Annotated in this window: 12 protein-coding genes and 4 pseudogenes; 4 read left to right on the plus strand and 12 right to left on the minus strand. The window is 61.2% G+C overall.

The window, feature by feature from the left end; translation table 11 throughout:
• Positions 1-61: 61 nt before the first annotated feature.
• The 3 genes from BM004_RS08000 to BM004_RS08010 all read left to right on the plus strand — a co-directional run bounded on the left by BM004_RS08000 (position 62) and on the right by BM004_RS08010 (position 2,607).
• Entirely contained in the window at positions 62-547 is a 486-nt protein-coding gene (locus tag BM004_RS08000; RefSeq protein ID WP_093212412.1) for a GlcG/HbpS family heme-binding protein, read from the plus strand.
• Between the two features lie 354 nt (positions 548-901).
• Positions 902-1,843 carry a LysR substrate-binding domain-containing protein gene (locus tag BM004_RS08005; protein ID WP_093212414.1) on the plus strand — a complete coding sequence of 314 codons (942 nt, stop codon included), beginning with the start codon at positions 902-904 and terminating at the stop codon, positions 1,841-1,843.
• A gap of 209 nt (positions 1,844-2,052) precedes the next feature.
• The gene (locus BM004_RS08010) at positions 2,053-2,607 is read left to right on the plus strand and encodes an IS66 family transposase (protein ID WP_371268892.1); all 555 of its coding nucleotides are present in this window, start codon (positions 2,053-2,055) and stop codon (positions 2,605-2,607) included.
• Between the two features lie 531 nt (positions 2,608-3,138).
• Here the strand turns inward: BM004_RS08010 and BM004_RS08015 are convergent.
• From BM004_RS08015 to BM004_RS08035, 6 genes and pseudogenes are all read right to left on the minus strand, one after another.
• On the minus strand, positions 3,139-3,504 hold the full coding sequence (locus BM004_RS08015) for a VOC family protein (RefSeq protein ID WP_093212418.1): 366 nt from the start codon (positions 3,502-3,504) through the stop codon (positions 3,139-3,141).
• 111 nt (positions 3,505-3,615) lie between these two features.
• Positions 3,616-5,154 carry an IS3 family transposase gene (locus BM004_RS08020; protein ID WP_093212420.1) on the minus strand — a complete coding sequence of 513 codons (1,539 nt, stop codon included), beginning with the start codon at positions 5,152-5,154 and terminating at the stop codon, positions 3,616-3,618.
• 82 nt (positions 5,155-5,236) lie between these two features.
• A pseudogene (locus BM004_RS40600) lies at positions 5,237-5,341 on the minus strand (VOC family protein); the annotation flags it as partial.
• A gap of 127 nt (positions 5,342-5,468) precedes the next feature.
• Complete coding sequence (locus BM004_RS08025) at positions 5,469-6,269, minus strand: class II aldolase/adducin family protein (protein WP_093212422.1); 801 nt, start codon at positions 6,267-6,269, stop codon at positions 5,469-5,471.
• 268 nt (positions 6,270-6,537) lie between these two features.
• Positions 6,538-7,818, minus strand: a complete 1,281-nt coding sequence (locus BM004_RS08030) for a M28 family peptidase (protein WP_093212424.1) — start codon at positions 7,816-7,818, stop codon at positions 6,538-6,540.
• Between the two features lie 2 nt (positions 7,819-7,820).
• Entirely contained in the window at positions 7,821-9,071 is a 1,251-nt protein-coding gene (locus BM004_RS08035) for a Bug family tripartite tricarboxylate transporter substrate binding protein (RefSeq protein WP_093212426.1), read from the minus strand.
• Between the two features lie 13 nt (positions 9,072-9,084).
• Here BM004_RS08035 and BM004_RS08040 point away from each other — a divergent pair.
• Positions 9,085-9,440 (plus strand): annotated as a pseudogene (locus BM004_RS08040) (IS701 family transposase); the annotation flags it as partial.
• Here the strand turns inward: BM004_RS08040 and BM004_RS08045 are convergent.
• The 6 genes and pseudogenes from BM004_RS08045 to BM004_RS08065 all read right to left on the minus strand — a co-directional run bounded on the left by BM004_RS08045 (position 9,437) and on the right by BM004_RS08065 (position 13,661).
• Entirely contained in the window at positions 9,437-10,345 is a 909-nt protein-coding gene (locus BM004_RS08045) for a LysR substrate-binding domain-containing protein (protein ID WP_093212428.1), read from the minus strand. The pseudogene BM004_RS08040 and the gene BM004_RS08045 sit on opposite strands and share 4 nt — an antisense overlap.
• A 332-nt stretch (positions 10,346-10,677) precedes the next feature.
• On the minus strand, positions 10,678-10,911 hold the full coding sequence (locus BM004_RS08050; RefSeq protein ID WP_371268897.1) for a transposase domain-containing protein: 234 nt from the start codon (positions 10,909-10,911) through the stop codon (positions 10,678-10,680).
• 118 nt (positions 10,912-11,029) lie between these two features.
• Positions 11,030-11,269: pseudogene (locus tag BM004_RS42465) on the minus strand (hypothetical protein); the annotation flags it as partial.
• 22 nt (positions 11,270-11,291) lie between these two features.
• Positions 11,292-11,438, minus strand: a pseudogene (locus BM004_RS41920) (bile acid:sodium symporter); the annotation flags it as partial.
• Between the two features lie 67 nt (positions 11,439-11,505).
• A complete protein-coding gene (locus BM004_RS08060; protein ID WP_093212430.1) occupies positions 11,506-12,486 on the minus strand; it encodes an ABC transporter substrate-binding protein in 981 nt (326 codons plus the stop codon).
• Positions 12,487-12,620: 134 nt separating this feature from the next.
• Complete coding sequence (locus BM004_RS08065) at positions 12,621-13,661, minus strand: carbon-nitrogen hydrolase family protein (RefSeq protein WP_093212432.1); 1,041 nt, start codon at positions 13,659-13,661, stop codon at positions 12,621-12,623.
• Positions 13,662-13,699 lie beyond the last annotated feature (38 nt).

Here is a 13,699-nt window from a genome sequence, read left to right on the forward strand (position 1 = left end):
TTCAATTGTTCGGCACCGCCCAATCGGACGCATAAACCACTCGTCCCGAAGGAATCCCAACATGACACTCGTGCACCGTATCGCTATCGTGGCCGCCCTCGCATCGGGTCTTTCGACCGGCACGATCTCCTCCGCCGCGGAGTTGCCCACCCAGCCGGTGCTGACGCTTGCCGCAGCTCGGCAGGTAGCCAATGCCGCGGAAGCCAAGGCGAAGGCTGCGGGCTGGCCTTGCGTGATCTCTGTGGTAGATAGTGCAGGCCTGCCGCTCTTGCTTGTGCGCATGGATAACGCAGCCGTGCCCGCGGGCGTCGAGTTGGCGCCCGGCAAGGCCAGGACCGCCGCGCTGTTCCGCCGCCCCAGTGGCGTACTCGAAGACGCCATCAACGGCAACCGACCCGCCGCGGCGACTGCGCGCGGCTTCGTCCTGATGCGCGGGGGCTTGCCCATCGTGGCCGACGGGCAGATCGTCGGGGCCATCGGCGTGTCGGCGGACACCCCTCAGCACGACGAAGAGATCGCGCAAGCTGGCGTGGCTGGACTCAAGTAAGAGGTCTGCAAGTCAATCACCACGAGCACATCTCCCCTGCCTCATGCAAGTGCGTGGCCACGCAGCTAGTTGGCACACCCGAGTCCGCTACGACAACGGTGGACAGACCCGTGGTTGCCATCGTGTTGCAAGCCGTGGCGCGCGACATTCAAACCTCGTTCGCCGGCTTCCAGTGGTCCGGCTGAGGCACACGACGCTGCATTCAAAATGGCGCTGTAGCTTGCGAACTTCGAGAAACAGTAAACGTGATCTCCTGTTTATCGCTTAACAGGGCGAGGCGCGGCGAGACTAGCGCCTCCCTTCAAGAGCGCAAGCGCACGCGGACAGATCTTGCTACAGCGCTAAGCTAATCTCATGTCCGCGATCTCAACCCGCCTTCCTCCGATTCATTGCCTGCTGGCGTTCGAGGCTCGGGCCCGGCTCAAGAGTGGTGTGCTGGTGGCCAAGGAACTGAATATCACACCCAGCGCCGTCACCCATCGCATTCGCCAGCTGGAAGGGTTCACCAGTTTGACACTGTTCACCAAGGTTGGCGGCAATGTCGTTCTGACACCAGACGGGCAGTCCTACCTGGAGACCGTGCGTGGGGCGCTCTACGCCTTGAGCTATTTCTCCGCGCGCGCGCGGCCGGAAAAGCTCAGATTACGTCTGAGCTCACCGCCCACGTTTGCCGCACGCATCCTGATTCCGCGGCTGGAAAAGATCCGCATCCAGTTTCCGGCGCTCCAGATCGATATCCAGCTGTCGGTCCCTCTCATTGGGGCGAAGGCCGAGCCTGCTGATATCGACTTCCGATTTGGCGACGGCAACTACCCGGGGCGCACGGTGATTAAGGTGCTGGACGAGAAGGTGGTCGCGGTCTGCCATCCGGAGTTCGCACAGAAGCACGGCCCGTTCAAGAGGTCCTCGGATCTGCGCAGCGAACACCTGCTGCGGTGCTCGATCGATCCGTGGCGACCCTGGTTTCTGGCGGCAGGGTTGGACTGGTCCGAGCCTGATAGCACCTTTGCCTTCTCAGATGTCGGCCTCTTCGCCGATGCCGCTGCTCATCAAGCTGGAATCGGCTTGGTGCGCCCAAGCCTGGTCCAGGAGTACTTCGACAGCGGTCGGCTGTGCGTACTGCTTCCCAGCATCATGGCAGCACCTTACTACGCGTACTACGCCACTTGTACCCCCGAGTCCCACCAGCGACCCGATGTCGAGCAGTTCATCCAGTGGCTGGCGCAGGACCTCTATGACCCAGGCAGTCGCTACCGCATGCCGAAGAAGCCTCTGCGCAAGGCCTCTGTCGGGTAAATGTTCTCGAAGCCCGCGAGGCCGAAGGTATTGAGGTACTCCATCCCGTTTCGAGCGCGCCTCGCGCAACGGCAGCTTCTCTGTAAGCGTCCGGCGATCCCATCTTGAATTCGTGGTAGGAGCAAAGGATGCTCGTATCCACTAACTCTTGTTGGATACGTGCACACTACAACGCGACCATCGCGAAGGGCGTGACGGCTGCCAATTGCATGGCTCACGCGCGCCGTAAATTCCACGAGCTGTGGGCCAACCATGACAGCAAGGTCGGCGAAAGGCGCTGCGGTACTTCCAGTTGCTGTTCAAGATCGAGGCGAAGCTCGGCCAACTTCCGCCAGACGAGCGGCGACGAATTCGCAAGCGCAAGTCGCGTCGAGTGGCCGCGTTGCTCTACAAATGGCTTCTCCTGCAGAGGGCAGCAGGTTCCGCCAGGTTTGGCCACGATCAAGGCGATCGACTACAGCCTGAAGCGCTGGCCAGCATTGACGCGGTACATCGAGGACGGTCACGTGCCGATCTCGAACAATTGGGTTGAGAGCCAGCCCCGACCTATCGCTCTGGCGAGGGGCAACTGGTTGTTCTCCGGTAGCCTGCGAGCGGGCAAGCGCGCAGCGGCGGTCATGAGCCTAGTCCACTCGGCACGCATCAACGGGCATGATCCCTATGCGTACCTGAAGGATGTCCTCGAGCGACTGCCGACCCACTCGGCAAGCCGGATCGATGACTTGCTGCCACATCGCTGGCAGACCGCATCCACCACTCACTGACCTCTGTGCCCGTCGTCAAGACGGGATCACCGAACGCTTACGCTTCTCTTGCAACTCGGGCGCGAGCATCACGTTCTGCAGCACGGTGCGCCACGGAAAAGCATGTCGAGCCGGGGTCGCTTGTGCTTTGCGCCATGGTGTCCTGCAGTGTCGGCAGGGTCTGTTGGGACCGCGCTGGCGGCAGCAGTATCGAGTAAAGAGAAGAAGAGTCCTGATAAATGGCCAATGTTGTGTCGCTTATTCGACTCACTGCGGCAGTCTTCTCAGGCCGTGCAGACGACGGTTGCAGGCCAGCTACGCCAACCTGTGCAGGTCGTCGGTCGCTCGTATGAAGGCCAGAGCCGGCGTTGAAGAGTGGAACGGCCAGCTCTTGGCAAACCGTGGGACGCTGGCCAGCACCGTCGACGCATTGCTCGGGCGCGAGCTTTACAACACATTCGAAGCCTGAAAGAGCGTGACGCGGCCAGCGCCTGAAAACCCCGAGCTCTTAGCGGCCCCAGCAAAGGGCCTTTACACTTGAAAACAACTAGGCTAGACGACGATCTTTCGGATAGGTTGCGAACCATCCCAGTCTCTTGCCGCGGCTCGAATCTGCTTGAACCTGTCGCCTTTGGCTCCAGAGGTCTCGGAAATTTCGATAACCGTTCCCGGGAAGACGCGATTTATATAGTGGGCGAATCGGCCCTGGCTACCGATGCGCCCCGCATGACCTTCCTCAAACCCTTCGCTGACCAACTGCGCCTTCCATTCATCGAACTTGTCCTCCGTCCAATACGCGAGGTGCTGAATGCCCTGTGCGCCTGTTTGCAGGAAGTCCCTATATAAGGATGGGGCGTCGTTTAGCGGCTGAATCAATTCGAGTTGCATATCACCCGAATTGGCCAGGGCGATTGACATTCTTGGCAAATCAGACTTCGCACCGTAGTACGAAAACTCGGTGACTGGACTCTCCTGTTCGCGCCGAAGTAGAACTGAGCCACCGGGGGTGCGGCGGATTTCTTGGACTGGTTATGCCATGAGCCCAAGGCTCTTGCGATATTCAACAGGGCTGAGAGCGCCCAGAGAGATCTTGATCCGTTTCTCGTTGTACCAGCGGATGTATGCGTCCAGGGACTGGGTGAACTGCTCGATGCTCACGGCTTTCCAGTCCCGAGGGTAGAACATTTCCGTCTTCAGCCTGCCGAAGAAGCCCTCGCAGGCGGCGTTGTCAGGCGAGCACCCTTTGCGTGACATCGAACGAATCAGTTTGGCATCAGCGATTCGCGAGAGCCAGCCCGGCCAGCGATAGTGGGCGCCGCGATCGGAGTGAACCACAGGCCGCTGGGTGTTGTCGGGAATCGACTCGATGGCGGCATCGAGCATCGTGTTCACCAGTTCAGCGTCCGGCCTCGTGCCGATCGACCAACTGACGACTTGACCGTCGAAGCAGTCGATCATGGGCGACAGGTACACCTTGCCGGCGGCAATCTGGAACTCCGAGATGTCGGTGAGCCATTTCTCATTGGGGGCGGCAGCCGTGAAGTCACGCTCGAGGAGGTTTTCCGGCGCCGGACTGATCTCCCCCAGGTAGGAGCCGTACCGGCGGCGCTTGGGTTTGGCCACGACCAGTCCCTCCTGCTTCATCAGGCGCCTGACCACCTTCTCCGACAGGCGCAGGCACTGCCTGCTCAGCGCCGCGCGCATCCGGCGGTACCCATAGCAGCCGTGATTGCACTCGAAGATCTCTGCCATGGCATGCCGCACCTTGACGTATTTCTCCGCGCCCTGCAGTTGCGCTCGCTGGTAGAAGTAGGAACTTCTTGCCAAGTCCAGCGCTACGAGCAACTCCGGCAAGGGGTATTGCTGTCTCAGGGCATCAACCAGCATCGTCTTTTCCCGATTGCTCAGGACTTGCCGGTCGATGCCCGTGTCTTTTTTTATGAGTTCATTCGCCTTCTTCAACAGGTCGTGCTCAAGCTGTAGACGGTGGACGTCGCGTCGAAGAGATTCGAGCTGGCGCTCCAGTTCCTCTCGCTCAGGTGACGTTGGGGGTTTGTGCCGGCGTTTCATGGATGAGGGCTTCTCGGAACCGAGCAGTTGATTCTTCCAGTGGTACAGGGTCGGCCTGCACACCCCGAGCTCTTGCGCCACGGCTTGGGCGCTGTCCTGGCGCATGCACAGTGCGATGACCGCAGCCTTCTTCAACGCCGGTGGCCGCGCTGATCCGGCCGATCGATTGACGGCACGTGCGTGCAATTCGGGGCGGGATTCGCGGATCCAGGTCCGCAGCGAATCCCGGCCCGGATAGCCCATCGCCTTGATGGTGAAGGCAATGCAGCGCCCGTGCTCGAGGTAGTGTTCGACGGCCCGTTCCTTCTGGGCATGAGAGTACTTCGGCTTGGAGCGCACGTAGCCGCGCGACAGATCGTGGCTTCGCTCGTACTCCTCATGCCAGTTCTTCAAGGAATTCTTCGTCGGGTAGCCCAACTGGCGAATGGTCGCCCCAGGACGCTTGCCCAACTTGATGTACAGCTGCACTGCGCGAACTCGATCTTCGTATGAATACATGAACTACCTCCAACGGTAGTCCAAGAAATCCGCCGCACCCCCAGTGGCTCAGTTTCCGGTCGGCGTCAACACTCTCCTCACGATAGAACCAAGGACCGACGCCAATGGCGATCCACTTCCTCATCGCGGCTTCTATGTCTTGCACGATGTACCCGACCTGTCGAACGTCACCCAAGATCAGACTCATGGTTTTACTCCCCCCAATTTAGCTTGAAAGCGATCAGCGCCGAGTGAAGCCTGCCGCCCCGCTGGGCCGGATGTAGCGAGGTGGCGGCAGGCCCATCTTCTTGACACCTCGAGGATCTCATCGAGTGCTAGTCGGCGTAGCCGGGCATGACGCGATCCAGGACCCGCATCATGGCCGCGAAGTACAGGCGCTCCCGTTCGGCGGGGGAATGACTGGTCTGAGGATTCGGCTCACTGACGTCCTCGACCATTGTGTCGGCCAGGAGCTTGATCGGTTGGCCTGTCGACATGGCCAGAACCTGTGCCTTGCAGACCTTCTCCAGCTTGTACAGGAGACGATATGCCTGAGCGACGGTGTCGCCAACTACCACCACGCCGTGGTTTCTCATGAAGAGAACCTTCTTGCCGCCAAGGATCGATGCCAAGCGTTCGCCTTCGCTCAGGGCGCGGGCCGGACCGCTATAGCCGTTATCGTAGGCAATGTTGCGCGAGAAGTGAAAGGCAGCGGTTTGGGACGCTGCCAACAGCCGGTTGTCTTCCAACATGTTCAACGCGAGAGCCCAAGTCTGGTGGGTGTGCAGTACTACCTTAGCACCGGTCAGCCGGTGCATCGGTGCGTGGATGCAGAAGGCGCTCAATTCAAGGTCGCCCACGCCTTGCAGGACTTGACCTGACTCATCGAAGACGATCATGTCGTTTGCCCGCGCTTCTGACCAGTGTCGTCCGAAGGGCAGTACAAAATATCGGTCCGAGTGGCCGGGGACCATCATGGTGAAGTGATTGTCAATGCCATCTTCGAGTCCGTCATGCACGGCCAGGCGATTCGCCGCCGCCAGATGGACACGGGCAAGCCAAGCTTCTTCGGTTCTGTCGCTCGCATCCGAGGGAGCTGACTTAGGCGACGCGGCGTTGCTTAGTGGCTGGTTCATATCAATGCTTTCGGTAAGTAAAACTTTAGGGAGCCCCCGACAAGGATGGTCGACACAGCAAGGGTTGAGTAGCTGGCGTCGGCCTCCGCCAGGGCGATGTGCGAGGCAAGTGAGCAGATTCCAGGAGCGTAGTAGAGCTTGAGCAAGAGGGAGATCCTATTTACTGAAGACCGCGAGCCCTCTGACGGAGCCCGTAGCCAATGTTGAGATTCACTCGATGTCAGCGATGCTCTCGCCGCCTGCATCCGAGACCTCAAAACTCTAGATCTCAGATTTCTCTGTTCAACGCATGCCACGACATGGCGACGGTGAATCGCAAGGCCCGACGCAGTTCATCCTCGCGAACCACGCCCGGTTGGTCGTCGGCCGACAAGATGTGCCGAACCCTTGACTCCGGCCGCTCGAAGCCAGCCACCAGTCGCAAGGCCGGAATGCCGTGGTGGGCAAAGCTCGCGTGGTCGGAATTCGGCATGAGTGGCAGATGGCAGTCGACTGGCACACCGGAATAGGCACTGGCCTCGGCAATGAGGGCGGCTAGCTCGGGATAGTCGCTGATCAGGGCCGTTAAGCGATCGTCACCGGCAACGGTATCCAAGTTGATGTTCAGGGCCAGCGTTGCCCGCTCCGAAGGATCCATGCCTCCCAGGTATCGAGCCGAGCCAGCCAGCGCCCATTCTTCAGCCGAAAATAGGCAGACACGCAGGCCGTGATCGGCCTGTGAGATTCTTGGCGTCAACGCGCGCGCGGCCGCCAGAACTACAGCGACACCGCTCGCATTGTCGAGAGCGCTGGCGCCTAGGTCGTGGCCGTCGAGGTGCGCACTGAGCACAACGCGTTGACCGCTACGGCCTGGGATATCCAGGACCGTTATCGCGGCGCGGCTATCGAGCCGCTCTTCGCCTTTGATTCGAATGCGCACGTGCACCGGGCCGTATGCACCGGCTTGGGCAATCGCGTTGCGGTCTGCGTCTCCGATGTACGCGGCGGGTATGCCAAAGCCGTTGACCGGTCGCCCGGAAGAACCCGACAACGGGCCGCCCCCCGGTAGCGGATTGGCAATGAGAAAGCCTATGGCTCCCGCCTGCACAGCCATGTCGTATTTGCGACGGCGATGCAGGTGGCCTGAAGAGAAGGGATACTCATGGCGGACCAAGGCGATGCGCCCGTGCAGCCGCTCGCCGGCACGGGCAAAGTCCTCACTCCGACCCTCGCCGAGATCCAGTACCTCTCCCTCGAGTCCCCCGTCAGGGCTGTTCGCGGAACGCAGCAGGGCCTGACATCGCAAGACGGCGGAAACTTGGCCCGACCCGTCCAGCAGTTCGAGCGCGCTGAGCTCGCAGCTCCACCCGTCGTACGGGACTTCGACGCGCGTCGCTCGTCCGTCCGTGGCGCGCATGCGCTCTAGGGCCCAGTCCTGAGCCCTGGCTTCGGCGGGTGTACCTGCAAGACGACCACCAAAGCCGCATATTGCTTGAAAGTCCTCCATGAGTGTTGGATCAGCTTCTGCGTGGGACAGCCAGGTTTGCAGATCGCTTGGCGATTCAATCATGATCAATCCAACTTGATGTCGGCGCGGCGGATTACCTCTCGCCAGCGTGCCGAGTCGGCCTCAATGACCTTTTGCAGGGTAGCAGGGCCCCCGTTCGCTGGCGCGCTCACCCCGACCCCGGCCATGCGAGCCTTCATCGTGGGGTCCTGCATCACCTTGCTCACTGCACCGATGAGCGTGTCGCGCACTTGCTGATTCACCCCCGCTGGAGCTAACAGACCCCACCAACTGTCGGCCTCCATGTTGGAGATACCTTGCTCCTTGAACGTTGGTACGCTGGGAGTGTCCGTGTTGCGCTGAGCACTGCCTAGCGCGATGGGAACGATCTTGTCGGTTTTGGACAGCGAGTACGCAGTGGCCATGGATGTGAAGCTCGCGTTGATTTGACCGGCTGCAAGGTCAGCTAACGCGCCTGCCCCACCCTTGTAGGGAACGTGGACCACCTTGGTGCCCGTGTTGATCATGAAAAGCTCAGCCATCAAATGGGTCAACGAACCATTGCCCCCCGATCCGACGGTGATCGTCCCAGGAGCCGCCTTTGCGTGACGCGCGAGATCGGAAGCGCTCTTCGCCGGGAACGATGAATTAACGAACAAGTAAATGGGCGCCACACCCAAGAGCGAGATGGGCGCAAAATCGCGCACGATGTCGTAGTGCGCGCGGTCTCGGTAAATCGCCGGAACGATGGTGAACGGGACGTCGGCCAGTAGCAAGGTATAGCCGTCTGCCGCCGCGCTTGCCACGAACTGGGTGCCTACCATCGAACCTGCACCAGGGCGGTTATCAACGACGACTGGCTGGCCAAGAGTCTTGCTCAATCCATCCCCGATCGCTCGTGCGATCACGTCAGAGCTGCCACCGGGGGTGTAGGGCACGATGATCCGGATCGGCTTGCTGGGATAGTGCTCCTGTGCCCATGAGGATCCCAGCGAGCAAAACAGCAGCAAAGCCGACGCCCAAATATTCTTCCAAGAATTCACAAGGTTCACCTCAACAAAGTTGCACTGTGGCTGATTCTCGAAGTTGCTCTCGATCAGAGGAAGCGACGTATGGGCATACGGTATTCCGTTCCAGAATGGTGAACAGCTCAAGCAGGCGGCCTGAAACGCACCGCCACCGTTTCCAGCCAAGCGCAAAGCAACTCCAAGATCGGGGCCGCCATGATTCGGACGTGGCAGCATCAGGTGATAGGCATATCGTCCGCTCACGAACTCACCGAACGGACGTCTCAGCGTGCCACGCTCCAGTTGCATCTAGGCCAAGCCGAAGCGCGACTACCAGGATCTGAAGCAGGACTTTGGTCTAGGCCACTATGAGGAACGAGGTTGGCGGGGATTCAACCACCATGCCGCCTTGAGCATCGCGGCCTACGGGTTCCTCATGGCTGAACGCCTCGTCGCCGACAAGCCTGTCGGCGGAAAAAAAACTTCATCGAACGCCCAGTGCCCGCTCTTCCCGAGGATTACGTCCCCCGCGGCAGTCCTGCGTGCGCAGCACCACGTGGCAACATCGATCACGACACTGCGCTATCGATTGAGCTACCAGCTGATTGCTCGTCTCCGCCATTGCCCCTGCTGCGGAAGGGAAGACTGAAAGCTACTCGTGCGACACAGCAAGACTAGACGCTTGGTGGAATCCGCAATCCGGCCGCCATGTCGATAAGCCAATTGCAAAATTCCTCAAGCTGCGGGCCGCTTTGGCTCGGGCGCGGCTGCATAAGGTAGTAGGCGTAGCGACCCTCCACCACTTCGCCCAAAGGTCGCCGCAGCGCACCGCTGGACAGTTGCAATTTCACAAGGCACAGCGGCACGATGGCCACGCCCAGGCCGTGCAACACGGAGGGCAGAAGGAGGGAGAAACCCTCATATTCCGGAGCATGCGCCCCAGGCGGCGGGTGGCCCGGCGCGACCTCGGCAAGCCATTCGTCCCAACTGTAGCCGCGCTGGGCGCGCTTAAGCATGCGCACGCTGTCAAGATCTTCCACCCGATTTACGCGGTGCCGCCTGAGCAAACTAGGTGCAGCGACCAAGCCCATTTCGCGCCCGCAGAGATACTGTGCCGTCATGCCTGCGGCGTGGCCGGTGTTGAGCTGGATCTCCGCGTCGAAGCGCTCGGAGCGGTCGCGTCCGGTTACCAAGCGCGGGCGGACGTTGATGCGGATTCCCGGATGCTGGTCCAGAAACTCCGGCAGCCTGGGGATCAGACAATACTGTGCAAAGGAAGGCGATACTGCAATATTGAGGTTGACACGGGCATCTGGGTGGGCCACTAGCGCGTCGGCCTCGTCGATCAGTCGTAGGGCTGCCGTGATCTTCTCCATGTACAGCGCGCCGGCATATGTAGTCCGCAGGCCGGTAGGTGTCCGCTTAAACAGCACAATGCCCAGGCGCTCCTCGATCCCCTGCACCTGCTTGCTCACAGCGCTTTGCGTCATGTGTAGTTCCTCAGCCGTGCGGCTGAAGTTCAGCGTGCGGCCGGCCCCCAGCAGCACGCGAAGCGATGACAAAGAGTTGCGTGAGCCCTTCATACTGGAATTGTGTTTCGAATGATTGCGTCGATGCTCGGGCTACCCGGGCCAAAATTCTAATTTTAGCGAGGAGGTTCGCGTCGATCGATTCACGGATGGATCGCCCGAGCGAAGCTGGTGGGGACGTGTCGTCTACCCCTGAACCCGGCGACGAAAGTGCGGGAGCATGAGGGCTCACCTGCATCTGCGTGCGCCCCCGATCACAGTAGATACGCCGCCCGTCTGCCCCTTTCGGAAGTCGCGTGTTGGTTTGCGTGTTCGAGCATCGATCTTGAGCAGTCAATAAGCAATGCCCTTGCGCTTGGTGCCGGAATCGATGTGCGCGGGGCGGTCTAGAGTCCGCCGAGATTGATATTCAGGGGCAGCAGAGCCTCGTAGGCGTCAACGGTCTGCGTCAGAGGCACCTCCTTGAACAGCGCGACGAGGTAGCGGTAGGGTTCGATGTTGTTCGCCTTGACCGTCTCGATGAACGAATAAAGATTGGCGCTGTCATTCCCGCCCCCGGCAGTGTCGGCGAACAACCAGCTGGGCCTTCCCACAAATAACGGCCGGATCGCGTTCTCCACCGGGTTGGAGTTCAGCGGCCAAGGCCGCTTTCCAAGAACCGCACGAGCTTGAGCCACTGCCCGCGCAGGTAGTGCAGTGCGTCGCCCAGCAGGCTCGGCGGCGCAATGGTGTGCAGGTGAGGGTGTGGCCGCGGCGCGCCTTGTAATGTGCAAAGAACTCGACCTTCATCTTCGCCATATCGATTCCGGTCGGACAGTCGCGCTTGCAACCTCTGCGTCCGACGCAAAGATCCATCGCTTCGTACACCTCCTTACCGGTGAAGGCATCACGGCCCAGTTGTCCCGAAACCGCGAGCTGCAGCGTGTTGGCGCGTCAGCAAGTGAGGTGCTTCTCATCCCGCATGGCTCGGTAGCTAGGTGGCTCAATTCCCTCTCGGGTGTCAGCTTTCCCTTCGCGCGCAATGCTGAGCCAGCACTCCGCGCACCATTAGCTGCATCTGGTGGAACAACATCACCGGCGGCAGGATCGCTCCCACTGCACTTGCGGAGAACAGCACGTTGGCCCTGGGCGCGCCACCTGCCACACTTGGGGCATGCCAATCTTCCGGGGCTCCGCGGGCATGTCTGACCTTGTCTTCGAAGAGACATGATGGCTCATGGCTTTTCACCCAGTGCCGCACGGATGTAGCGGCGCGAGACGATCTTGTCGTAGGCGGGCATGGCATTGAGGTTACCCAGTTCGACCTGCGTTGCCATCGAGTTCTCGAAGGCCTGCGCCGAGATGTCGACCGAGGTCGAGTAGATACGCTCCTGCACCATGCGCTTGACCGCCGCTTCCACCACGGTGGGCTCCAGCGACGGGAACTCTTGCTTTGCGATCGCGATGGTGCCGGGCAAGTCGCGTTGCATGAAAGCGAGCGCGTTCTGCAAGCCCTTCACGAAGCGGGTCGCGGTGTCGGGGTCCACGTTCGGCCGCGTGCTGATTGCGGCCACCGTGTAGGCGTCGGCCATGCTGGAGAAGCCGTAGACCACCTTCATGCCGCGCGCGGCGACCTGGTCGAGTCCGGGCTGATACAGCACGGCAAACTTGGCCTGGCCGGCGAGCAGCGGACCGGGCTCGGCACCGATCTGGACCTGCGTGACCTTCACGTCGCTGCCCGGCGTGAGTCCGTTCTGCTTGAGCAGCTTCAGGAACATGGAGGTACTGGTGGTAGGCATCATGCCCGTCACCACGGTTTGGCCCTTGAGGTCGGTGATGGACTCGAACTTGGCCTCCGGCGCTGCGGCGATCCAGAAAGACGGGCGGCTAACGACGCTCGCGATGACCTGCACGGCCGCGCCCTTCTCGGCGGCGATGGCGCTCCATTCCGGGCCGTGCAGCGAGAAGTCCGCCGTGCCAGACAGCAGCGCCGACAACGCCGCGTTGGCCGAGCCCGCGGTCTGCTTGGAGACCTCGAGCCCTTCTTTCTCGAAGAAGCCGCCGTCGATGGCGACGTACACCGGCAGCAATTGGATGGATTGGAAAAGCTGGGACAACACCACCTTCTTGCCTTGGGCCATGGCGGCCTGGGCACTGGTGGCGATCAGCAGGATGGATGCCCACCGGTAAAGGTGGCGCAGCAACAGGGATTTCATTGGAGGGGTCCTCTCATCAAAGGGTAAAAAAAGATGTGCGCGCCCTCCACGCCTAACGGGCGTGTGCGATCGCCAGGGCGGCCCCGGCGGCTTGGCCCTGCACTCAGACGCGGGGAATGCGGAAGCGGAAAGGATCAGCCGGCGGCTTCGAGCTCGGGGACGCCCTTCCACTGCGGCTCACCGTATTCCTGCTCGACCGGGCCGTTGCTGAAGGTGGCCGGAGCGTGGGTGTTGCGGTTCACGCTCAGCGAGAAGACATCGAAGCGGTTGTAGTAACCCACGACGTCCTGGAACTGCTTGGGCACGACGCACTTGGCGATGTCGATCGTCGCGTAGGCGATGCCCTCCTCGTCGCGGATCACCTCGCTGATGGGCGCGCCGTCCGGCCCCAGGATCATCGACACGCTGCGCGAGGCCTCGTCGATGTTGCGGTGCACCTGCGGGTTGCCGCGCGCGATCATGTCGATCACGGCGGGCTGCAGGTAGCTCGACGAGACGATGTTGAAGAGCTTGCCCTCGAAGGCGTGCGCGCCGGCGCGCAGGCGGATCGAGGCCTCAAGGTCATAGGAGGGCGTGCCCGCCGGGTGGGTCGGGAAGCGCGGCGAGAAGCTGGAGATGTGCACATTCTCGCCTTGAGACATCAAGGCGAAGCGCGCCAGCGCGTTGGTGTTCTCGCCGCAGATCAAGGCGCCGATCCGACCCAGGCGGGTATCGACCACGCGCAGGCCGCTGCCGTCGCCCATGGCCCAAACCAGCTTCTCGAAGTGCGTAGGCATGAGCTTGCGGTGGCGGTTGAGGATGCTGCCGTCATCGCCGATCAGCACGTTCGTGTCCCACACGCAGCCCACGCTGTTGGGGGTGGCTTCGTTGATGCCTATCGACACGAAGATGCCATGCTTCTTGGCCGCGCGGCGGATGCGCGACATCTCCGGGCCGTCAATGGTGACGGCGGAGGCCGCGAATCTGGCGAAGAACTCGTGCGTGTCGACCGGGGCCCACACGCCGGCCCAGACCGGGAAGGCAGAAATGAAGGCTTCGGGAAACACGATCAGTTCTGCGCCGTTGCGCGCGGCTTCGGCGATCCATTCGCAGGCCTTGTCGGTGCAGGCGTCCTGATCGAAGAAGACGGATGAGATGTGGCAGGCAGCGGCCTTGAACGAAGGATAGTTTTTCATGAAATTCTTACTTTGGACAGGGGAAGGGAATGAGGTGT

Origin of the sequence: Variovorax sp. OK212, assembly GCF_900112425.1 — a bacterium.
Classification (GTDB): Bacteria; Pseudomonadota; Gammaproteobacteria; order Burkholderiales; family Burkholderiaceae_C; genus Variovorax.

Excerpts from the sequence above, each read along its gene's own strand:
- BM004_RS08000 (WP_093212412.1), top strand. The coding sequence starts at position 62 with ATGACACTCGTGCACCGTATCGCTATCGTGGCCGCCCTCGCATCGGGT.
- BM004_RS08005 (WP_093212414.1), top strand. The coding sequence starts at position 902 with ATGTCCGCGATCTCAACCCGCCTTCCTCCGATTCATTGCCTGCTGGCG.
- BM004_RS08010 (WP_371268892.1), top strand. The coding sequence starts at position 2,053 with ATGGCTCACGCGCGCCGTAAATTCCACGAGCTGTGGGCCAACCATGAC.
- BM004_RS08015 (WP_093212418.1), bottom strand. The coding sequence starts at position 3,504 with ATGTCAATCGCCCTGGCCAATTCGGGTGATATGCAACTCGAATTGATT.
- BM004_RS08020 (WP_093212420.1), bottom strand. The coding sequence starts at position 5,154 with ATGTATTCATACGAAGATCGAGTTCGCGCAGTGCAGCTGTACATCAAG.
- BM004_RS08025 (WP_093212422.1), bottom strand. The coding sequence starts at position 6,269 with ATGAACCAGCCACTAAGCAACGCCGCGTCGCCTAAGTCAGCTCCCTCG.
- BM004_RS08030 (WP_093212424.1), bottom strand. The coding sequence starts at position 7,818 with ATGATTGAATCGCCAAGCGATCTGCAAACCTGGCTGTCCCACGCAGAA.
- BM004_RS08035 (WP_093212426.1), bottom strand. The coding sequence starts at position 9,071 with ATGCAACTGGAGCGTGGCACGCTGAGACGTCCGTTCGGTGAGTTCGTG.
- BM004_RS08045 (WP_093212428.1), bottom strand. The coding sequence starts at position 10,345 with ATGAAGGGCTCACGCAACTCTTTGTCATCGCTTCGCGTGCTGCTGGGG.
- BM004_RS08060 (WP_093212430.1), bottom strand. The coding sequence starts at position 12,486 with ATGAAATCCCTGTTGCTGCGCCACCTTTACCGGTGGGCATCCATCCTG.
- BM004_RS08065 (WP_093212432.1), bottom strand. The coding sequence starts at position 13,661 with ATGAAAAACTATCCTTCGTTCAAGGCCGCTGCCTGCCACATCTCATCC.